This is a genomic window from Actinoplanes sp. L3-i22, assembly GCF_019704555.1.
GTDB lineage: Bacteria > Actinomycetota > Actinomycetes > Mycobacteriales > Micromonosporaceae > Actinoplanes.
On the sequence record NZ_AP024745.1, the window covers coordinates 4,058,269 to 4,080,761 of the forward strand.

Here is a 22,493-nt window from a genome sequence, read left to right on the forward strand (position 1 = left end):
CAGCTCAATCTCCGCTGTTCAACGAGCAGTTCAACGTCTTCTCCCTGAGGGAGGAGGCTAACCGAAACATACCAGTACCGAAAACCCCGAAAATCCCTGACTGGGAGGCTGTTTTGCGTACCCGGATGGTCCGGCGGGTGATCGCCGGCGTGGCCGCGATCGGCCTGGCGGTGGCGATGGCCGCCTGCGGCGGAAGCGACGACAGCAAGACCGAGGCACCCACCGCGGCCGGCGTCGACGGCGTCGACGACGGCGCGGAACTGACATTGTGGACCCGGGCGCCGCTGGAGTTCCAGGCGAAGGCGCTGGTCGACGCGTACAACAAGGCGCACAAGAACCAGGTCAAGCTGACCATCGTCCCGAACGACGACTACGTCGCGAAGGTCGGCGCCGCGGCCGGTGCCGGCCAACTGCCCGACCTGTTCGCGGCGGACATCGTCTACGTGCCGAACTGGACCAAGGCCGGCCTGTTCTCCGACCTGACCGACAGCATCGGCAAGCTCCCGTACGCCGACAAGATCAACCAGGGGCATCTGCAGGCCGGCACCTACGAGGGCAAGAAGTACGTGCTCCCGTTCGTGCTCGACCTGTCGGTGATCTTCTGGAACAAGAAGCTCTACAAGGAGGCCGGCCTCGACCCGGAGAAGGGCCCGACCACCCTCGACGAATTCAAGCAGCAGGCCCTCGCCGTGCAGAAGCTGAACAAGCCGGGCGTCTACGGCAGCTACTTCGGCGGCAACTGCGGCGGCTGCAACGTCTTCACCTGGTTCCCGATGATCTGGGCCTCGGGCGAGGAGGTGATGAACCCGGAGGGCACCTCGTCGCTGCTCAACGGACCCGCCGCGCAGAAGGTCTACAGCACCTGGCGGGACCTGCAGACCGCCGGCGCGCTCGCGCCCGGCTCCAAGGACGAGACCGGCGCCACCTGGGTCGCCGCGTTCCAGCAGAACAAGATCGGCGTGATGCCGTACCCGGCGACGTTGCTTTCCACCGCGGCGAAAACTGTCGACGTCGGCGTCACCGCGATCCCCGGCGTCAGCGGCGGCAGCTCCACCTTCGTCGGCGGTGACGGCATCGGCATCTCGAAGGACTCCAAGAAGGCCCAGCAGTCCTGGAACTTCATGTCCTGGCTGATGTCCGAGGACGCGCAGGTCAACGTGCTCGCCGCGAACAACAGCAGCGTCGCGCGCACCGACCTGTCCGACAATCAGTACGCCGCCAAGGACCCGCGCCTGGTCACGATCAACAAGGCCGCGGCGTCCCCGCAGAGCAAGACGCCGGTGTCGGTTAATTTCCAACAGGCCTTCAACGCCCCCGGCAGCCCGTGGGTCACCCTGCTGCGCAACCAGGTCTACGGCGACGCCGGCGCCCTCGAGAAGGACAACCAGGCGCTGACGCAGGTGCTGGGTCAGTGACCGCGCTGCAGAGCCAGGGCGAGATGGCAATGACGAAAAAATTCAACACCAAGAGGCGGACGTACGGCCATGGCTGGGTCTACGCCGTACCGACCGCGGTGTTCGTGTTGATATTTTTCGTCATCCCGATCGGGATCGTCGGGCGGATGTCGGTCTCCGACTGGGGACTGTTCGCCGGCTATCGCGGCATCAACGCCCCGGAGAACTTCCAGGACGTGCTCGACGACCGGCTGTTCTGGCCGGCCGTCGGGTTCACGGTCAAGTACACCCTGGTCACGACCGTGATCCTGCTGGCTCTCGCCCTCGGCCTGGCTCTGCTGGTGCAGGAATCAAACCGATGGACCGGATTCCTGCGTACGTCGTTCCTGATCCCGTCCGCACTGGGCCTGGCCTCGGCGTCGCTGCTGTTCTACGCGCTCTACTCACCGCAGAGCAGCCCGTTCGGCGAGATCTCGTTCCTCGGCACGCCGAGTTCGGCGCTCTGGTCCACCGTCGCCCTGATCGTCTGGCGGTACGCCGGCTTCTACATGCTCCTGCTGCTGGTCGGGCTGCAGGGCATCCCCGGCGACGTGTACGAGGCCGCCCGCCTCGACGGCGCCGGCCGGTTCCAGACGTTCTGGCACGTCACCGTCCCACTGATCCGCTCGTCGCTGGCGCTGTGCACGATCCTGTGCGTCACCGGCTCGCTGCTGGCCTTCGACCAGTTCTACATCCTCACCAAGGGCGGCCCGGACAACAGCACGATCACCATCGTCCAGCTGATCTACAACATGGCGTTCCAGGGACAGAACAACCTCGGCCGGGCCGCCGCGCTGTCGATCCTGGTGCTGGCCGCTCTGCTGGTGCTCAACCTCGCGCAGTTCCGGGGCCTTCGCGGAAAGGAGAGCTGATGCTCCGTACGCCGAAATTCGTTCTGACCGGAGGTCTGGCTCTTCTGTTTCTCTTCCCGATGGCGTGGGCCTCGGTCGCGTCGGTCAGCCCGCAGGCCGGCACCCGGCAGGTCACCGGCTGGGGCTTCGGCAACTACACCACGCTGGCCCACTACCAGGCCGGGATCTGGCAGTACCTGCTCAACTCGGTGGCGGTCTCGGGGATGACGGTAATTTTCACCCTCGCCGTGTCGCTGCTCGGCGGCTACGCCTTCGCGAACTTCGCGTTCCCCGGCAAGAACATTCTTTTCCTGGTCACCCTCGCGATCCTGATGGTGCCCTACGCGACCCTGCTGATCCCGCTCTACGTGCTGCTCAACCAGCTCGGGCTGCAGAACTCGCTGGTCGGGCTGTCGCTGGTGCTGACCATGTTCCAGCTGCCGTTCGCCACGTTCCTGATGCGCATCTCGTTCGAGGCCGTACCGAAGGATCTCGCCGAGTCCGCGCAGGTCGACGGCTGCGGAAGCTTCCGCACGCTGCGGCACATCCTGGTGCCCGCGGTGAAACCCGGCCTGATCACCGTCGGGCTGTTCGCGTTCCTGGCCGCTTGGAACGATTTCATCACCCCGCTGGTCCTGATCAGCGACTCCGCCAAGCTGCCCCTCCCGCTGGCCGTGGCCAACATGCGCCAGCAGGTGATGGGCATCGTCGACTACGGCGCCACCGAAGCCGGCGTGGTCGTGCTCGCGCTTCCCTGCATCGTCCTGTTCCTCGCACTGCAGCGGCACTACGTCCGCGGCTTCATGTCCGGCGCACTCAAGGGCTGATCGTCAACGTGACCATTGAAGAAGCACTGACCACCGCGGAGTCCCGGACCTGGATCGAGCGTGGCGGCACCCCCGCCGCGCCCGGAAACGGCCGGCTGCGACCGCTGGGCCTGCGCGAGGTGACCCTGCGCGACGGCTTCTGGCGGCAGCGCCAGCAGACCAACCGGGCGAAAAGTTTCGCCCACATCGAGTACTGGCTGGAGAAAGCCGGCTGGCTGAACAATTTCTCCGCCCCGCCGGAGGAACGCAGCGGGCGGGAATTCTCCGACACCGAGGTCTACAAGTTCCTCGAGGCGATGGCCTGGGAGTACGGCCGCACCCGTGACCCCGCGGTGGAGCAGCGGTACCGGCGCATCGTCGCCCGGGTCGTGGCCGCCCAGCAGCCCGACGGCTACCTCAACACCAACTTCGGGCGGCCCGGTCAGCAGCCGCGCTACACCGACCTGGAATGGGGCCACGAGCTCTACTCCTTCGGCCACTTCATCCAAGCCGGGGTGGCCGCGGCGCGCACGTTCGGCGACGACGAACTCGTCGCCGCGGCGGTGCGCGCCGCCGACCACGTCTGCGACGTCTTCGGCCCGGGCGGCATCGCCTCGGTCTGCGGGCACGCCGAGATCGAGCCGGCGCTCGCCGAGCTCTACCGGGTCACCGGCAACCGCCGCTACCTCGACCAGGCGAAACTTTTCGTCAACCGGCGCGGGCACAAGACGCTGGCCGACATCGAGTTCGGCCGGGCGTACTTCCAGGACGACGTGCCGATCCGCGAGGCCACGTCGCTGCGCGGGCACGCCGTGCGCGCCGTCTATCTCGCCGCGGGCGCCGTCGACGTCGCGGTGGAGACCGGCGACGGCGAGCTGCTCGGCGCGGTCGCCCGGCAGTGGCGCCACGCCGTGGCCCGGCGTACCTACCTGACCGGCGGCATCGGGTCGCGGCATCAGGACGAGGCGTTCGGCGAAGATTTCTTTCTTCCGCCGGACCGCGCCTACTCGGAGACCTGCGCCAGCGTCGGTTCGGTCATGCTGGCCTGGCGGCTGCTGCTCGCGCAGGGCGACCCCCGCTACGCCGACCTGATCGAGCGGATCCTGTTCAACGTCATCGCCACCTCGCCGGCCGACGACGGCACCCGGTTCTTCTACGCCAACACCCTGCACCAGCGGGTTCTCGGCACCGAGCCGTCCGCCGACACCCAGGTGCCGCGCGCGGCGTCCACCCTGCGCGCCTCCTGGTTCGAGGTTTCCTGCTGCCCGACCAACTTGGCGAGAACTTTCGCCAGCCTCGCCGCCTACGTCGCCACCACCGACGACGACGGCGTGCAGATCCACCAGTACACCCCGTCGAGCATCACCACCACGCTGCCCGACGGCCGCGAGATCGGCCTGGAGATCGACACCGAGTACCCGGCCGACGGGCGCATCACGATCCGCGTCGTGACCAGCCCGGACACGCCATGGACGCTGTCGCTGCGGGTACCGGACTGGGCCGCCGGAGCCACCCTGGACGGTCTCGCGATCACCCGCGGTCTGGTCCAGTCCCGGCGCCGTTTCACGGCCGGCGACACGCTGGTGCTCCAGCTCCCGGTCCGCCCACGGTTGGTCGCTGCCGACGACCGGATCGATTCGGTACGGGGTCAGGTCGCTCTCGTGCGCGGCCCGGTCGTCTACTGCCTGGAGTCCGTCGACGTGCCCCGGGGCGTCGACTTCGGGTCCCTGCGCCTGGACCCGCACACCGAGCCGGTCGACCGGGACGGCGCGGTCGTCGTGGGTTGCCGCTCCGCGACCCCGGCCGATCACGACTGGCCGTACCAGCCGGTGGCCGCCGCCCCCGGGACCGGGCCCCTGCTGAAGATTCCGCTGCGGCCCTACCACCGGTGGGCCCGCCGCGGACCGTCCACCATGCGCGTCTGGATGCCCTTAACGTCCGAAAGGTGATTCCCAGACAATGATCGACAACTCGATGTCCCGTCGTCGGCTGATGCAGTCCGCGGCCGTCGTCGCCGGCACCACCGTGGCCGGTTCGATGGTGAATGTTTCCGCCGCGGTCGCCTCCCCAGGTCTTGCTTCCGCAGGTGTGGCCGCCAGCCCCCGCGTCAACGGCCTGCCCGTTCCGTCCTCCTGGCGGGCGGTGCCGTTCAACCTCGACCAGGTCACTCTGCAGCCGAGCATCTTCACCGAGAAGCGCGACCGGATCCTCGCCTACGCCCGCGCCTACCCGGCGGATCGGATCCTCAGCAACTTCCGGGCCGCCGCCGGCCTGGACACTCTCGGCGCCCAGCCGCCCGGCGGGTGGGATGACGCCACCGGCAACCTGCGCGGGCACTACAGCGGGCACTTCATCTCGATGCTGGCCCAGGCATGGGCGGGCACCGGTGAGGCCGTCTTCAAGGACAAGCTCGACTACGTCGTGGGCGCGCTCAAGCAGTGCCAGGACACGTGGACCGCGCAGGTCGGCGTGCCCGGCACGCCGCCACCGGCGCCGACCTGGGCCGGTGGGCTGGTGCTCTCCGGCGACGGCCAGTACGTCGGCCTGCCGGACGCCACCGTCGACGGGTTGAAAGAAATCACCATCGCGATCCGGGTGCAGCTTTCCGAGCTCCGCACCTGGTCGAGAGTCTTCGACTTCGGCACCGGGACCACGGTCAACATGTTCCTGACCGTGGACGCCGGCAGCGGACCACGATTCGCCATCACCACCGGCGGCAGCGGCAACGAGCAGCGGATCAGCGGGACCACGCCGCTGCCGGAGAACCAGTGGGTCCATCTGGCGGTCACCCTCGGCGGCGGTGTCGGCACCCTGTACGTGGACGGCGCGGTTGCCGGCACCAACACCGCGATGACCCTGACGCCGGCCGACCTGGGCGCCCCGAAGAACAACTGGATCGGCCGCTCCCAGTACGGCGACGCCCTGCTCAAGGGCACCGTCGACGAGTTCCACCTGTTCGACCGCGCCCTGACCGCGGCGGACATCACCACCCTGGCCACCACCCCAACCGGTGCCGGCAGCGCCATCGCCCCGGCCGTCATCTCAGGCGGCGCCGGCAACGCCCCGGGCACCACCTCAGGCGGCGCTGGGAGCCGCACTTCGGCCGTCGCTTCAGCCGCCATCCCGGCCGGTGCCGGCAGCGCCACCTTGGCCGCCGCTTCAGTCGGCGCCGGGAGCGCCACCCTGGCCGCCGCTTCAGTCGGCGCCGGGAGCGCCACCCCGGCGGCCGTTTCAGCCGGCGGCGGCAGCGCCGCCCCGGCCGCGGATGACGGCGTGCACGGAAACCTTGCCTGGTACCGGTTCGACGAGACGTCCGGCACCGTCGTTGCGGACTCCTCCGGCCGGCACTGGGACGCGGCGGTCGTCACCGGCCCGGGCGGCGCGCCCGGCCCGAGCCACGCCGGCTTCCTCGCGGCGTACCCGGAAACGCAGTTCATCCAGCTCGAGCAGTACACGACCTACCCGGCGATCTGGGCGCCCTACTACACCTGCCACAAGATCATGCGGGGCCTGCTGGACGCGCACACCCTGACCGGCAACGCGGTCGCCCTGGAGATCGCCCGCGGCATGGGCGACTGGGTGCACAGCCGCCTGTCGGTGCTGCCCCGCGAACAGCTCGACCGGATGTGGGCGCTCTACATCGCCGGCGAGTACGGCGGCATGAACGAGGTGATGGCGGATCTTTTCGCCCTCACCGGCGACGAAAAGTTCCTTCAGACCGCCCGCTGCTTCGACAACACCGCGCTGCTCGCCGCGTGCGTGGCCAGCACCGACGCCCTCGACGGTCGGCACGCCAACCAGCACATCCCGCAGTTCCTCGGCTACCTGCGGATGTACGAGAACGGCGACGGCCGGGACTACCGCACGGCGGCGAAGAACTTCTTCGGCATGGTCGTGCCGCACCGCACCTACGTGCACGGCGGAACCGGCCAGGGTGAGGTGTTCCGCAAGCGCGACGCGATCGCCGCGACCATCGTGACCAGCACGAACGCCGAGTCCTGCGCGGCGTACAACATGCTCAAGGTGGCGCGTAACCTGTTCCTGCACGCGCCGGACGCGGACTTCTTCGACTACTACGAGAAGGCGCTGGTCAACCAGATCCTCGCGTCCCGCCGGGACGCCGAGAGCACCACGAACCCGCTGGTCACCTACATGGTGCCGGTCGGTCCCGGTGCCCGCCGCGACTACGGCAACATCGGTACCTGCTGTGGTGGCACCGGGTTGGAGAACCACACCAAGTACCAGGACTCCATCTACTTCGCCTCACCCCGTGGCGACGTGCTCTACGTCAATCTGTACATACCGTCCACATTGGACTGGAAAGCGCGCGGCCTCACTGTCACCCAGGCCGGTGACTATCCACGCGCCGAGAGCAGCACGCTGACCATCACCGGCCACGGCCGGCTCGACCTGCGGCTGCGTGTGCCGTCCTGGGCCGCCGCCGGGTTCGCCGTGAAGATCAACGGCCGCGCGGTGAAGGCGTCCGGATGCGGCTCCGACGGGTACCTCAGTCTCGCGCGGACCTGGCGTTCCGGCGACCGGGTGGAGATTTCCTTCCCCTATGCGCTGCACGTCGAGAAGGCCCTGGACGACCCGACCCTGCAAGCCCTGATGAACGGCCCGATCGCGCTGATCGCCAAGTCGGCGCAGACCGATTACGTGTCCCGGTCCTGGTACTCGTCGCTGCCGCTGTCCGGCGACCTGACCCCGGTCGCGGGCGGGTTCACGCCGTTCCACTCCGGCGACACCGATGCCTACCACGCGTACTTCCGCCGCGCGGAACCACGGATCGTCTTCGACGGCCAGGACTCCGGCGTCCCCAACCGCGCCGACTCCGCGGGCACGACGTTCCTGGACCGGCTCTGGGCGGGCGCGCCGTTCGCCGACCGGCGGGCCTTCGAGCGAGCGGTCAACTCCACCGCCCGCGTGTGGTCCAAGAGCGGTCTGCTCAGCCGTACCGAAATCTCCGAAGTCTCCGCAGCCGCCGGAAGGGCCTATCGGTGAGAAAGTTTCCTTTGGTCGTGGCGGCAGGTTTGTTGCTGACCGTCCTGTCGCCGGTGGCCGCGGACGCGGCGCCGAACGCCGACACCCCCTATCCCACCTTCAAGGGCGCCGCTGACCCGGTGCCGGACGAGCGCACCGGCTACCACGTCCGCAACCAGCTGCAGGCGATCTTCGACGCCGACGTCGCGGCCGGCGCCGGATCGAGCACCGACGACGACTTCTGGATCGACCGGATGCTGGCCCGCACCGGCAACGCGCCCGGCGGCTCCAACGGCGACGCGAACCAGTACCTGTTCAGCCGCGGTCGCGCGGTGTTCATGAAGACCCACCAGCCCGGCACGCTCGGGTTCGGCGGCGAGGTCGCCTACATCGAGACGATCGCCGGCGGACAGGGTGCCTACACGATCACCGCCTCGGTCGGCGGCGCCGACGTGTCGCTCGCCGAGGACGCCGCGCAGCGCAAGCAGACGCCGAGCTACTGGCGCGGTGTGTTCACCGGCGGCGGGCTCAAGGTGGTGGAGACCAAGTACCTCACCGACGACAATGTCGCGGTCACCGGCCTGGACCTGACCAGCACGACCGGGTCCGCGAAGGACGTCACGCTGACGGCGACATCTTCCTTCGCCAAGACGGCGGCCGACGGCAACGAGCTCACCGGCGCGGCCCGTGCGTTCAACCAGCTGACCACGGTCTTCCCGCGGTTCTCCGGGGACGGCTTCGCGCCGGTGGACGGGACGCTGCGCCGTACCGTCGCGGTTCCGGCCGAGGGAACCGCCCGGACCAAGGTGCAGCTCGGCTTCGTGACCAGGGAGAACCCGGGGGCGGGGACCGAGTACGAGCACTACCGCGATCTCACGCCGGGCGCGGCGTACTCCGAGCACGTCACGGCCTACAACCGGTGGTGGGCCGACAACGTGCCCTACCTGGACACGCCGGAGAACAACATCGACAAGACGCTGTTCTACCGCTGGTGGCTGATGCGCTACAACTTCCTCGACGCCGACCTGCCCGGCAACGACTACCAGTTCCCGACGTCGATGGAGGGCGTGCTCGGCTACAACAACGCGATCGTGCTGACCACCGGCATGTTCGTCGACGACCTCAAGTACTTCCGCGACCCGGTCTACTCCTATGGCCCGTGGGTGTCCGCCGGCGAGGTGGCGAAAAGTTCCAAATACGTCGACAACCCCGGCGACCCGGCGAACTGGTCCAACAGCTACACCGAGTACATCTCCGAGGCGGCGTGGCGGTCCTACCAGCTGCACGGCGGGCCGGCGGCGATCGCCGGCAACCTGGCCAGGTACGCCGAGAACGACGTCAAGGGACTGCAGCAGGCCTACGACTTCGACGGCAACGGCCTGATCGAGTACAACTGGGGCGCGATGACCGGCAACGACGCCGACGCGGTGTCGTTCCACTGGAAACCCGGCTACATGGACCGCACCGAGAACGCCTACCTCTACTCAAACGCGCTCGCCTCGGCGAACGCCTACCGGACCGCGGGGAACACCGCGAAGGCCGCCGAGATGGAAAGTTTCGCCGCGAGCATCAAGGCCGCGGTCCTGAAGTACCTGTGGGAACCCAAGCGCAGCGCCCCGGACCAGATGGGCCTGGACGGCAACCTGCTCAAGCACCGGTTGGTTTCCTCCAACGAACTGGTCCCGTGGAAGGAAATCAACAACTACTACCCGTTCTCGGTCGGCCTGATGCCCAAGCCCGGCGACGCCGACTACACCCAGCCCTACGTCGAGGCGCTGCGCCTGTTCGCCGACGACACGCAGTACCCGATCTTCCCGTTCACCACGGCCAACCAGGCCGACAAGGCCGCCGCGGCGGCCGCCGGTGAGCCCGGCAGCAACAACTTCTCGATCATCAACTCGACCGTGACGTTCCGGATGCTCTCCTCGGTGCTGCGCAACTACCCGAACCAGTACATCGACGCCGAGTGGTACAAGAAGCTGCTCTACTGGAACGCCTGGGCCCAGTACCAGGGCAACGGCGACAACCGGTACCCGGACCAGAACGAGTTCTGGGCCGACGGCTCACCCGCGAACGGCGGGAGCGTCGACTACCGCTCGTGGATCCACCACACCATCCTCGGCGCCACCAACTTCACCATGATCGAGGACGCGATGGGCCTGCGCCCGCGCGACGACGCCAAGGTGGAGCTCGACCCGATCGACATCGGCTGGGACCACTTCACCGCCAACAACATCCGCTACCGCGACAAGGACCTGACGATCGTCTGGGACAAGCCCGGTGGCACCCGCCACTACGGCGCCGACGTCCCCGAGGGCTACTCGGTCTACCTCGACGGCAAGCTCGCCTTCACCGCCGACAAGCTGGGCAAACTCGTCTACGACCCGGCCACCGGCGAGGTTCAGGCGGCCGCCGGGGTGACCGTCACGTCCACGGCGAAAATTTCCGTCAAGGCGCCGGCCGACGTGCGGTTCGCGGCCGACGACCGGATCGTCGACGTGATGGCGAAGGCGGGCGCCGACATCGCGCCGGAAAGCACCGGCAGCGCCGACGTCGCCCAGGGCCGCCCGGCCACCGCCACCTTCTCGGCCGCGGGCCGGGCACCGCAGGGCGCGGTCGACGGCACCACCGTCAACGAGCCGTTCTGGGGCACCGCCGGCTCACCGAACGCCACCGACGCGATCGACCTCGATCTGCAGGGCGAACGCGACATCGACGACGTGCGCGTGTACTTCTACAACACCTCGACCAGCGCCACCGTCGCCGGCTACGCGCCACCCGCGCAGTTCACGGTCGGCTACGACGACGGCGACGGCTGGAAGACCGTGCCCGGCCAGAGCCGCAGCCCGGCCTACCCGCGCGGCAACCTCAACCGGATCCGCTTCCCGTCGCTGAAGGCCACCAAGCTGCGGATCACCGTCCAGCACGCGCCCGGGGCCAAAACCGGAATCAAAGAAATCCAGGCTTACGGTACGGGCGTTGCCGCGCCCGCCGCGAGCGACAAGCCGCCCCTGGCCGACGCGTGGCTCGACTCGAGCTACAACCAGGCCGGATCCGCCCGCCTGATCGGGCTCGCCCAGGACGACGGGAACCCCGGCGGGAACCTGACCGTGGCCTGGTCCGTTGTGGACGCCCCGGACGGCGGCGCGGTCGCCTTCGACCCGGCGAGCACGCCCACCACGGTTGCCCGGTTCACCAAGTCCGGCCGCTACACGCTGCGGCTGAGCGTCACCAGCGGGGACCAGACGGCGTACCAGGACGTCGTGGTCAACGGCACCGCACTGGCCGAGGGGCAGATCAACGTGGCGGCCACCGCCACCGCGTCGGCCAGCTTCACGGCCGGCTGGAACGCGGTCGGCGCGGTCAACGACGGCAAGCCGGCGCTGTTCACCGGCGGCGCGCAGACCGATCTGTGGGGCACCTGGACCGGGAGCGAGCCGGCGACCCGCTGGCTGCAGTACGACTTCCCGTCCGCGGTGCGCGTCGACCGTGCCTCGATCGACTTCTGGTCGGACAGCACCACCGGAGGCAGCGGCGTCTCGGTCCCGAAGTCCTGGAAACTCCAGTACTGGGACGGGACCACCTTCAAGGACGTGACCGGTGCGAACGGGTTCGATCCGGCGGTCCGGGGCAGCACCAACCAGGTGTCGTTCGACCCGGTCACCACCACCCGGCTGCGGGCCACGTTCAACGCGCTGCCGAACGCGGCCGGGACCGCGTACTCCGCGGTCGGCGTCTCCGAATGGCGGGTGTTCGCCTCGGCCGCCTCGTCGATCGCCGGATATGACGCGCGTACCCAGGTCGGCGTCCTGCCCACGCTGCCCGCGACGGTCGAGGTGACCTACGCGGACGGCGCCCGGCTGCCGATGGCGGTCGCGTGGGGGACAGTTTCCGCCGACCAGGTCAAGGCGGTGGGAGATTTCACCGTCGCCGGCTTCGTGGCCGGCACCACGCTGACCGCGACCGCACACGTCTGGGTCCGGGGCAGCGATCCGGTGCAGATCAACACGGTCGACCCGGTGGCGGTCGCCACCGCGGTCGGCGTTGCGCCGGTGCTCCCCGCCGGGGTGACGGTGGGCTACAACGACGGGTCGCGCCAGAGCGGGATCGCGGTCACCTGGGCCACCATCGATCCGGCGAAATATTCCGCCGCGGGCACGTTCGACGTGGCCGGAACCGTTGCCGGCACGGACAAGCCGGCCACCGCGACCGTCACGGTCGGGGCCGGCGGGCCCTCGGACAGCTCGCCACCGGTCGCCGCGGTGACTCTGGATCCCGATCCGGCCAGTGGCTGGGCCCGCACCGACGTGAAGGTTTCGGTCAGCGCCACCGACAACCGCGACGACAGCCCGAAGCTGGAGGTTTCCGTCGGCACCGGGGACTGGCAGAACTACACCGCGCCGGTCACCGTGACGACGGAAGGTTCCACCACGGTCAAGGGGCGGGCCACCGATGACGCCGGCAACGTCTCGGCGGTCACCGACCGTACCGTCAGAATTGATCGGACCGCGCCCACCGCGAACGCCGCGCTGAACGCCGCGACCCGGACCGTCACCATCACCGGGACCGACGCGCTCTCCGGCATCGGCGCCGCCCAGTACCGGCTGACCGTCGGCGGCGTCGTCACCCAGGACTGGACCGCCGCGAGCGGCGGCGTGCCGATCGGCTCGGCGGCGACCACGGTCGGCTACCGGACGGTCGACCTGGCCGGCAACGTCTCCACCGAGGGCAGTCTGGACGTGGCGGCCGGGCAGGCGCCGGTGAACGTGGCCCGGACCGGCACGGCGTCCGCGTCCTACACGCCGGGCTGGCTCACCGCCGACAACCTCGCCGACGGCGTCCAGCCGACCGGCGCGACCGGGCCGAACACCGACGTCTGGAACACCTGGCCGCAGGTCGGTGAGCAGTGGATCCAGCTCGACTGGGGGTCGCCGGTGACCGTCGACCACAGCCGGATCTGGTTCACCCAGGACCTCGACGACTCGGGCGCCGGGGTCGCGCCACCCCAGTCGTGGAAGCTGCAGTACTGGGCGGCCGACGGCACCTGGCAGGACGTGGCGGAACCTTCCGCCTACGGCACGTCGGCCACGGCGTGGAACACGGTGAATTTTTCCGCCGTCACCACGACCAAGCTGCGGGCGCTGCTGACGGCCAGCGGGACCGAGGAGGGCAAGGGCGCTCCGGGGGTGCAGGAGTGGGAGGTCTACGACGTCCCGGGCATGCCGCAGCCGCAGTTCAAGGTGAACGTCGAGGCGAAGACGCAGTGCCTGGCCGGTAAGGCGTATGTCGCGGTCAACGCCGTGAACGCGGACGACAAGTCGCTGGAGATAGGCCTGAGCACGTCCTACGGCTCGCGGAAGGCGGCGGCGATCGCCCCGGGCAAGGCCGCCTACCAGTCGTTCAACAGCCGCACGGCCGTCATCCAGGCGGGCGCGGCGACGGTGACGGTCACGAGCGGCTCGACCACGGAGACACTGACGGCCCCATACGGCGCCATCAGCTGTTCCTGATCAGGTGGCGGCGTCCTCGACCCCCTCGGGGCGCCGCCACCGCTCACCTCCCCGTCCGCGTTCACCACCAGCTGCGATGCGGTTGCCGACAACCGTTTGTTGCCGAGCGTCAGTCGCCCAGCGGGACCGCCCGGTGGCAGCGCTGACCTGCAGTTACTCGTGACCGACCCTTGCCGACCAGCGATCCGGCCGCGCCGTCGGCCACCGACTGCTCGCACCGCTCATCGCCGGGCGACCCAGCCACTGCCATCGCCTTCTGACCCCGTCCGGCTGCGTCCGGTGCCGCGCACGTCGCGTCGCCCGGCGCGCTTCGTGCCAGCCCCATCCGAACTCGTTCCTACGGCTGTCCGTCGCGTCCCACCCCGCTGGGCGCCGCTTCTGTCCCCGAGGAGATCAGCACGATGAGAGCCATTCGCAGCGCGGTTGTCGCCGTGCTGGTCGCGGCGGGAATTTTCGCCGTGCCGGCCGGGGCGGCGCTTGCTGCTGATTCCATCACCTTCACGCACCAGGGCAATCCGATCCTGGCCGACGGCAGCTACTACTCGGCCGACCCGGCGCCGCTCGTGGCCGGGAGCCAGCTGTACATCTACACCGGGCACGACGAGGCCGGACCCGCGGTCAACGACTTCGTCATGAACGAGTGGGGCGCGTTCCGTACCGGAAATGTCGCCGCAGGCGAATGGTCGCATTTTCCTTCGCTCATGCGTCCGGAGAATGTCTTCGCCTGGGCCTCGACCGGGCGCGCCTACGCCGGCCAGGTCGTCCAAGGACCTGACGGAAAGTTCTACTGGTACGTCCCGGTCAGCGAGAAGGAAAGCACCGCCGCCGACAAGTTCGCCATCGGCGTCGCCGTCTCGAGCACCCCGACCGGGCCGTGGACCGACTACCTCGGCGGCCCGCTGATCTCGCAGCGGGTGCCGACCGCCAACACGATCCAGAACATCGACCCGACGATCCTGGTCGAGGGTCAGCGGGTCTTCCTCTACTGGGGGACATTCGGGCAGCTCAGATACCTGGAACTGCAGGCCGACATGAGGACCCCGGTCGGCACCCAGACGTCGATCACCGGCTTGCCCGGCTACTTCGAGGCGCCGTGGATCTTCAAGCGGGGGAGCACGTACTACCTGGCCTACGCCGGTAACAACGCCGGACCGGCCTCGGCGTGCACGCCGGCGAACTACCACGCCTGCATCGCCTACGCGACCGCCCCGGCGCCGCAGGGCCCGTGGACCTACCGCGGCACCGTGCTCACGCCGGTCTCGTCGACCACCAGCCATCCGGGAATCGTCGAGTTCGACGGGCAGTGGTACCTCACCTACCACACCGCGGACGCCGTCGGCGGTGGACATTTCCGCCGCTCGGTCGCGATCGACAAGGTCGAGTGGGACGACACCCAGTCGCCGCCGCGGATGAAACAGGTCGTGCAGACACCGGTCAAGCAGCGCGATCGCACCCCGCGGCCCAACATCGCCCAGGAGGCGGCGGTAACGGTTTCCAACGACCCGGTGCCGACGCAGTACTGGGTGAAAGCGCTCAACGACGAGATCGTGCGCGCCAACCCGCTGCCGCCGGACATGTGGGGGACCTGGACCGGCAGCAACCCGGCGCAGCAGTGGGTCCAGTACACCTGGGACCAGCCGATGCGGATCGGCGGCTCGCAGATCGACTTCTGGAACGATCAGCCGCAGGGCAGCGGGGTAGGTGTGGCCGCGCCGACGAAGTGGCGCATCCAGTACTGGGACCCCACCGCCGCGAAGTGGGCGGACGTCGCCAACGCGTCCGGCTATCCGACCGGCACCCAGGGCCTGCAGAGCACCACCTTCGATCCGGTGACGACCACGCAGGTCCGGGCGGTCTTCGACGCGTCGACCAACGGGAGTACGTACTCGGCGGTCGCGGTCGAGGAATGGAAGGTTCTTTCCGCCCAACCGTCGTCGATCAGCTCGCCGGCGGTCACCGTCGAGGTCGGGGAGACGGAGCTGCCCGCCACGGTGGCGGTTTCCTACGACGGCGACATTCTTCAGGTGCCGGTCTACTGGGACCCGGTCACCGCCGCCGATGTGGCCGCACCCGGGCACCTCACCGTCCGGGGCACTGTGCTCGGCTACGCCGCCGCCCAGATCTCCGCGCAGGTCACGGTCATCTCGCCGGAGGACACCGAGGGCGACAGCACCGCGCCGGCACTGACCCTCACGCCCAGCGGCAGCGCCGGCACCGCCGGTTGGTTCCGCTCCGCGGTGAAGGTCCGGGCGGCTGCCACCGACGACCGCGGCGGCCGGATGAAACTTTCCACCAAGGTGGACGGCGGCGAGCCGGTCGTCGCGAACCCGGTCCGCTACACGGACGTGACCGTCTCCGGGGACGGCAGGCACACCGTCACCGCTACCGCGACCGACCGCGCCGGCAACGTCTCGACAGCCGCGAACCTGCCGGTCGACATCGACACCACCGCGCCGACCACCAGCGCCGCCGTCGGTGACGACCGCGCGGTGACGGTCACCGGGACCGATGCGACCTCCGGGCTGTCCGGGATCGAGTACGCCATCGACACCGGCGCCTGGCAGACCTACGCCGGCCCGGTCACGGCACCGGATGCGGCCAGGCACACGGTGTCCTACCGGGCCACCGACCGGGCCGGCAACGTCGCCACCAGTAAGAGCGTCACTGTCCCGGCTGACCTGTCCGCGCCGCTGACCGGCAACGTCGGGCCGATCGGGACGGCCACCGCGTCGTACACCGCGGGCTGGAACAGCGTGGCCGCGCTCAACGACGACGCCGACCCGGCGAACCCGGCGCAGGCGCAGATCTGGGGCACCTGGTCCGGCACGCGCCCGGCCACGCAGTGGATCCAGTACGACTGGGCGCGTCCGATCAGGATCACCAGCGCCGAGCTCAAGTTCTGGCGCGACTCGGACCGGGGCACCGGCGACGGGGTCGCCGAGCCGGACGGCTGGAAGCTGCAGTACTGGGACGGCACGGCGTGGCAGGACGTCAGCGGCGCCTCCGCGTACGGCACCAGCAGCACCGCCTTCAACCAGGTCACGTTCGACCCGGTCACGACGTCCCGGCTGCGGGCGACGATCAGCGCCAACGGGAACGGGAGCACCTACTCCGCGGTCGCTGTCACCGAATGGCGGGTTCTCGCCGACGAGGCATCGGCCCCGGTGACCGTCACCGCCCAGGCCAGGTGCATCGCCGGGAAGGCGTATGTCGCGGTCCAGGCCGGCAACGAGGGGAGCTCGGCGCTCGACGTCACGTTGCTGACGCCGTACGGAAGCAGAAATTTTCCTTCGGTTGCCCCCGGCGCGAATGCTTACCAGTCCTTTCCGGTCCGCGCCGGGTCGGTCCCGGCCGGCACCGCCACCGCACGGTCCGGATCCAGTTCCGTGACCGCCGCCTATCCCGCCCTCACCTGCTAGGAGCTGATATGAGACCCCGCATCCAACCTCGCATCGACCGGCCGGGCGGTGGAATGTTCCGCCCCGCGGCCGTGGCGCTGACCGCGACCGTGGCCGTCGCGGTGGGCCTGCCGGCCGCGGCGCTCGCCGATCCCGGTGACACCGCCGGCGTCCAGGTGACCGTGGACATCACCGAGATCAAGGAGCCCGGCGTGCTCGCACTGACCGTCGCCGGCAACGCCGTCAGTCTGAAGGAGAACGGCTCCGACCTGCTGGTCCGGCAGTTCACCGGCACGCTGCCGACGGTGACCGTCACCGACACCCGGACCGCGGCGGAAATTCCCGCCGGCTCGAGCTGGGCGGTGCTCGGCAGCTCCAGCGACTTCACCGGCGACGCCGGCCAGGCACCGATCTCGGCCGGCAACCTCGGCTGGAAACCGCGCCTGATCAACGGCGGCAGCACCGGTGAGGTGACCGAGGGGGAGGAGGTCGTGACCGTTCTTGACGATCCGACCCAGCCCGGGAACAACGTCGGCCTCACCGACCAGGAGTTGCTGGTCTCCACATACGACTCCGCGACGGTGACCGGCGGCGCCTACTCGGTCGACGCGAACCTGTTCCTGCGGGCTCCGGCCGCTGTCGCCGCCGGTTCCTACCATTCCACCCTGACCCTCTCGCTGTTCGAATGAAACGGCTGCTCCTCGCGGTTGTCGTCGCGGCGCTCGGCATCGGTGCCGAGCCCACGGCGGCGACCGCCGCACCCGCTTCCCTCACCAGGGCGGTCGAGCCGGCCGTCGCCGCTGCACCTGCCCCGTATGCCTGGGCGGCCGAGCCGGTTACTGCTGCCACACCTGCCACGCGTGCCCGAGCCGTCGCTGCCGTGGCCGCCTCGCGTGCCCGGGCCGTCGCTTCCGTCGCCGCCTTCCCTGCCTGGCGGGTCGAGTCGACCGTGGCTGCCGCGCCTGCCTCCCTCACCTGGACCGTGCAGCCGGCCACTGCTGCCGGCCCGGACGGGCGTCGCTGGATCGAGCGCACCCTCGACCCGGGCCAGCAGGTCACCGAGTACCTGGCCGTGCGGAACTTCAGCGACGTCGCCGGGACGTTCGCGCTGAAGGCTGCCGACGGCTACCTGACCGAAAATGGTCGCTTCAACATGCTTCCGTCGAGCACTCCGTCGAAGGACGGCGGAACCTGGATCAAGGTGCCGGCGAAAATTTCCGTCGCCGCGAAGGCGACAGCGTTGGTGCCTTTCACCATCACCGTGCCCCAGGGCGCTGCGCCGGGTGATCACCCGGCCGGGATCGCCGCCACGGTTCTCAGTAACAGCGGCACGGTCCAGGTCGAGAGCCGCGTCGGCTTCCGGGTACTCCTACGAGCCAGCGGCGCCGTTCGAAGGGAACTTTCCGCCACTTCCGTCAGCGTGCACTACAAGCGCTCCTGGAATCCGCTGCGCCCTGGCCGGATGGAGATTTCCTACACAACGATCAACAGCGGAAACATCCAAGTGGACGGCCAAGCCCGGGTGAAAGTTTCCACCCCGTTCGGCAGCACGGCCACCGAAACGAACCTCGGCCCGATGTTGCCTGGCAACACCCGCACCATCCAGGCCGAGATCACCAAGGTTTGGGCAGTCGGTCGTGTCCGCACAACGCTGAGCCTCGTCCCGGCCACTGCGGCCGCAGCCACCACTACAGCCGATGGCGCAGCCACCGCTGCATCCGCTGACGCAGCCAACACCACAGCTGCTGACGCAACCGCGCTCGCCGGCGCAGCCGCGACCGTCACGACCTGGGTCATGCCGTGGCCGCAGTTGCTGCTGTTGGGAGCAGCGATCGGCCTGCTCCTGCTGCTGCGCCGGGTTATCCGTCAACGTCGAGCGCGCCTTCACCGCCTGCTCGAACAGGCCCGGCTCGAAGGGCGCCGCTCAGCCACTGACCCCGCCTGAGACGCCGACGGATCGATCGGCCTACCGCGAACGACCGCGCCGATGGTATTCGCGGGCTGGGTCGGTCGATGGGCTGAAGGCTGAACGGATTGATCCTGCGGCGAGGGGGATCGAAGGATGAAACGGGGAGGGCCGAGGCGAGGCGGGGCGAGGCGGGGCGAGGCGGGGCGAGGCGGGGCGAGGCGGGGCGAGGCGGGGCGAGGCGGGGCGAGGCGAGGGCTGGGGTGAGGCGGGTCCACGGGCGTGGCGGTGTGAGGTGTGGCGGTGTGAGGCGAGGCGGTACGAGGTGTGGGCCGGTTGGTAGGACAAATCGGTAGGGCTGCCGGAGGTGGGCCGAAACGGCGGCCGGGCTCAGCCCGGGGACGGATCTTCCGATAGGGCGACCGGAGTCCCGAAAACGGAAGGAGCTCAGCGATGGCATCGTTGCCTGCTGCCGAGCCGCGTCGTCCCGGCGTTCTGAGCTTCTTCAGCGACCTCCGGGTCGGGGTGAAGATAACTTTCGCCGTTGCCGTGGCGCTGCTCGCCGGGGTCGCGGTGGCGGTCGCCGGGCTGGTCGGGCTGAGCGCCGCGGACCACCATGCCCGGGCGATCTACGAGGAGAACCTGCAGCCGTCGCAGACGCTCGCCGCCGCCCAGGGTGCGTTCGACGATGAGCTGCTCGACCTGGCCCGGATGAACATCGCGGTCGCCGACGCCGATACCGAGCGGTTCCGGCAGGCGGCCCTCGCGGCGCACGACCTCGCCGCGCAGGGTGTCCAGTCGTACGCCGGGCTCGGCCTGGCCGACGCGCAGCAGAGCGCCGTCGGCCAGATCACCGACGGGCTCACGCAACTTGTCGACGTCCGGGACAAGCAGCTGGTCGCCGCCGCGCGGGCGAGCAACAACGCGGTGTACGCGGCGGCCTACAACACGAGCGCCGAGCCGATCGTCGGCCGGATCAACGCCGGGTTCGACGCGTTGAGCGACTACGAGGCGACCAGTGCCGGCGCGGCCGCCCGGGCCAACACGGACTCCTACCATCACAGCCGTACCCTCATGTTTCTGATCTTGATCGTGGGTTTTCTGATCGCGGCGCTGCTCGGGTGGGCTACGGTGCGCCGGATCACCCGCCCGCTCGCCGCGGTCAACGACACCCTCGCCCAGGTCGCCGGCGGGGATCTGACCGGGATCGTCGTGGTCCGGTCGCGGGACGAGGTCGGCGCCATGGGCAGTGCGCTGAACCGGGCCACCGCCAACATGCGCGGCACCGTCGAGGCGCTCGGCACCGCCTCGCAGTCGCTGGCCGCCGCGGCCGAGCAGCTCTCGGTCACCAGCGGCCAGATCGCCGAGAACGCCGGGCAGGCGAACGCGCAGGCCGGCACGGTCGCCTCCGCTGCCGAGGACGTGCGCCGCAACGTCGACACCGTCTCGGCGGGCTCGGAGGAGATGGGCGCCTCGATCCGGGAGATCTCGCAGAACGCCAACCAGGCCGCGGCGGTGGCGGGCGAGGCCGTGTCGATGGCGGAAAGCACCAACCGGACCGTCACACAGCTCGGTGTCTCCTCCGCCGAGATCGGCGACGTGATCAAGTTGATCACCAGCATCGCCGAGCAGACCAACCTGCTGGCGCTGAACGCCACCATCGAAGCGGCACGCGCCGGCGACCTGGGGAAAGGTTTCGCCGTCGTCGCCAGCGAGGTGAAAGATCTCGCCCAGGAGACCGCGAAGGCGACCGAGGACATCGGCTCCCGGGTCGCCGCGATCCAGGCCGACACCGGCACGGCGATCACCGCGATCGGGGAGATCGGCGAGATCATCGCGCGGATCAGCGACTACCAGACCACGATCGCGGCCGCGGTCGAGGAGCAGACGGCGACCACCGGCGAGATGAACCGCGGCGTCAGCGAGGCCGCCGGCGGGGTCCGCGAGATCGCCGACGGGATCGAGGCCCTGGCCACGGCCACCCGCCTCACCAACGAGAACGTCGCCGACGCCCAGCGCGCGGCGGCCGAGCTGGCGCAGATGTCCGGCGACCTGCGCACCCTGGTCGGCACTTTCCGCGTCTGACGCCGGCCAGCCGGAGCGAACGCCGGCCCGCCGGAGCGACCGTCGAACGGCCGCCCGCCGGAGCGACCGTCTGACGGCGGCCGGCCGGAGCGAGGGTCCGGCGGCAGTCCGCCAGAGCGCCGATTTGACGGTGGCAGGCCAGAGCGACCGCCGGGCGGCGGCCTGCCTGGACGGCGGAAATTTCCTTCAAGGCCGCTGATCGCCGATTCGGCTTTCGAGAGGACGAGCGGGACCGCGACGAGCAGGAGTGCTCTCGCCCCGCCAGCGCAGGATCTCCAGAGCCGCCGCCACGGCCAGCAGGTTCTCGGCGAGAGGCCGGGGGAGCAGCCGGTCGGCGCGAGCCAGGCGGCGGACCACGGTGTTGCGATGCGTGAAGAGCCGCTCCGCCGTACGCAGGGTGTTGCACTGCTCGCCGACATAGACCGCCACCGTCTCGCGAGTCTCCGCGTCCGCGTGCAGCAGCTCGCCAAGGGTCTCGGCAAGGAACTCCTCGCTCTGCGCCGGGTCGGCGGTGAGCAGCGCGGCCAACTGGATGTCCCGGTAGTGGGCGATCCGCTGCGCCGACGTGAGCCGGGTCAGCATGCGTTGAGTGGCCAGCGCGTCCAGGTGGCTGCCGCGGAAACCGGCGATGTCGCTGCCCGGCCGGCCGATCGCGACCCGTACCTCCGGATCGATCCCGTCGGCGGCGGGCGTCCTGGTGAGAGTGGCGGGCAACCAGAGCCACAATGCGGTCGGGCCGGCGAGAACCGTCAGGCGACGGGTGGCGCCGGCGATCCGCGTCAGGGTCTCGGCGGCGGCTTCCAGGGGCGCGGACGCGGACGTCGTCCAGACGATCGCCGCGGTGTGCGGGCCGGTCAGCCGGTAACCCAGCTGCGCCTCCGCCCGTGCCCGGCTGATCGGCGCGCCCTCCAGCAACAAGGTCACCGCCGCTCGCCGCTCCGCGTGGGCGCCACGGGTCAGCTCGGCGTGCTCGACCTCCATCCGCGCGGACACCGCCGCGATGGTGTCCTCGATGAACGCCGAGATCGACAGCAACGAGACGTCGAGCAGTGCCCGCAGTTCGCCCGGCGTCGCGCCGAGGTCGAAACAAATCTCCATCCAGCGCCGCCAGGCGACGGTCTGCCCGGTCCGGTACGAGTCGAGCGCCCGCTGATCGAGCCCGCGCCGCACCATGTCGCGCGCGGTTTCGAGAACTTCCGGCCCGAGGTTCGCCGGCACCCGCCGGCCCGGATGCCGGACGTTGGCCTCGGCCCATTGCCGCAGGTTGGCCAGGTTGCTGCGGCGGACCGCCGCGGCCAGCACCGGGTCGTCGGCGACCGGGCGCATCCGTTCGCCGCTGAGCGACGCCGCGTGCAGGCCCTCGATCCAGTCGGCCGGCGGGTCGAGCGCGGCCCGCGCGCCGAGCCGGAAGAGTTCCGCGATCCGCGGCGGGACGGCCGGCCAGGCGGCGACATTCTGCACCATGAATCCGATGATGATGGTGCGTTTCGCGCTAGCGCAACCGGACCCGGGGACGGATCC

The 22,493-nt window shown here is 69.8% G+C and carries 11 protein-coding genes; 10 read left to right on the plus strand and 1 reads right to left on the minus strand.

Annotated elements, in window-relative coordinates; genetic code table 11:
• Positions 1-113 precede the first annotated feature (113 nt).
• The 10 genes from L3i22_RS17830 to L3i22_RS17875 all read left to right on the plus strand — a co-directional run bounded on the left by L3i22_RS17830 (position 114) and on the right by L3i22_RS17875 (position 20,972).
• Positions 114-1,415 (plus strand): ABC transporter substrate-binding protein, encoded by a 1,302-nt coding sequence (locus L3i22_RS17830; RefSeq protein ID WP_255658345.1) that lies wholly within the window; start codon positions 114-116, stop codon positions 1,413-1,415.
• Entirely contained in the window at positions 1,412-2,305 is an 894-nt protein-coding gene (locus L3i22_RS17835; protein ID WP_255658346.1) for a carbohydrate ABC transporter permease, read from the plus strand. Before L3i22_RS17830 ends, L3i22_RS17835 begins: the two co-directional genes overlap by 4 nt.
• On the plus strand, positions 2,305-3,111 hold the full coding sequence (locus L3i22_RS17840; protein WP_221328092.1) for a carbohydrate ABC transporter permease: 807 nt from the start codon (positions 2,305-2,307) through the stop codon (positions 3,109-3,111). Before L3i22_RS17835 ends, L3i22_RS17840 begins: the two co-directional genes overlap by 1 nt.
• Before the next feature lie 8 nt (positions 3,112-3,119).
• Positions 3,120-5,039 carry a glycoside hydrolase family 127 protein gene (locus tag L3i22_RS17845; protein ID WP_255658347.1) on the plus strand — a complete coding sequence of 640 codons (1,920 nt, stop codon included), beginning with the start codon at positions 3,120-3,122 and terminating at the stop codon, positions 5,037-5,039.
• 10 nt (positions 5,040-5,049) lie between these two features.
• The gene (locus L3i22_RS17850) at positions 5,050-8,094 is read left to right on the plus strand and encodes a beta-L-arabinofuranosidase domain-containing protein (protein ID WP_221328093.1); all 3,045 of its coding nucleotides are present in this window, start codon (positions 5,050-5,052) and stop codon (positions 8,092-8,094) included.
• 17 nt (positions 8,095-8,111) lie between these two features.
• Positions 8,112-13,583, plus strand: coding sequence for a discoidin domain-containing protein (locus L3i22_RS17855; protein WP_255658348.1), 5,472 nt, complete (start codon positions 8,112-8,114; stop codon positions 13,581-13,583).
• A 401-nt stretch (positions 13,584-13,984) separates the two neighbouring features.
• Positions 13,985-17,002 carry a family 43 glycosylhydrolase gene (locus tag L3i22_RS17860; RefSeq protein ID WP_221328095.1) on the plus strand — a complete coding sequence of 1,006 codons (3,018 nt, stop codon included), beginning with the start codon at positions 13,985-13,987 and terminating at the stop codon, positions 17,000-17,002.
• An 8-nt stretch (positions 17,003-17,010) separates the two neighbouring features.
• Positions 17,011-17,670: a hypothetical protein gene (locus tag L3i22_RS17865; protein WP_370644476.1), complete on the plus strand. Its 660-nt coding sequence runs from the start codon at positions 17,011-17,013 to the stop codon at positions 17,668-17,670.
• Positions 17,667-18,926 carry a DUF916 domain-containing protein gene (locus L3i22_RS17870; protein ID WP_255658349.1) on the plus strand — a complete coding sequence of 420 codons (1,260 nt, stop codon included), beginning with the start codon at positions 17,667-17,669 and terminating at the stop codon, positions 18,924-18,926. The genes L3i22_RS17865 and L3i22_RS17870 overlap by 4 nt, the downstream gene beginning before the upstream one ends.
• Before the next feature lie 414 nt (positions 18,927-19,340).
• Positions 19,341-20,972 carry a methyl-accepting chemotaxis protein gene (locus L3i22_RS17875; protein WP_221328096.1) on the plus strand — a complete coding sequence of 544 codons (1,632 nt, stop codon included), beginning with the start codon at positions 19,341-19,343 and terminating at the stop codon, positions 20,970-20,972.
• A 186-nt stretch (positions 20,973-21,158) separates the two neighbouring features.
• On the opposite strand, the gene L3i22_RS17880 is transcribed toward L3i22_RS17875, so the two are convergent.
• Positions 21,159-22,436, minus strand: a complete 1,278-nt coding sequence (locus L3i22_RS17880) for a CdaR family transcriptional regulator (protein WP_255658351.1) — start codon at positions 22,434-22,436, stop codon at positions 21,159-21,161.
• Between the last annotated feature and the right edge of the window lie 57 nt (positions 22,437-22,493).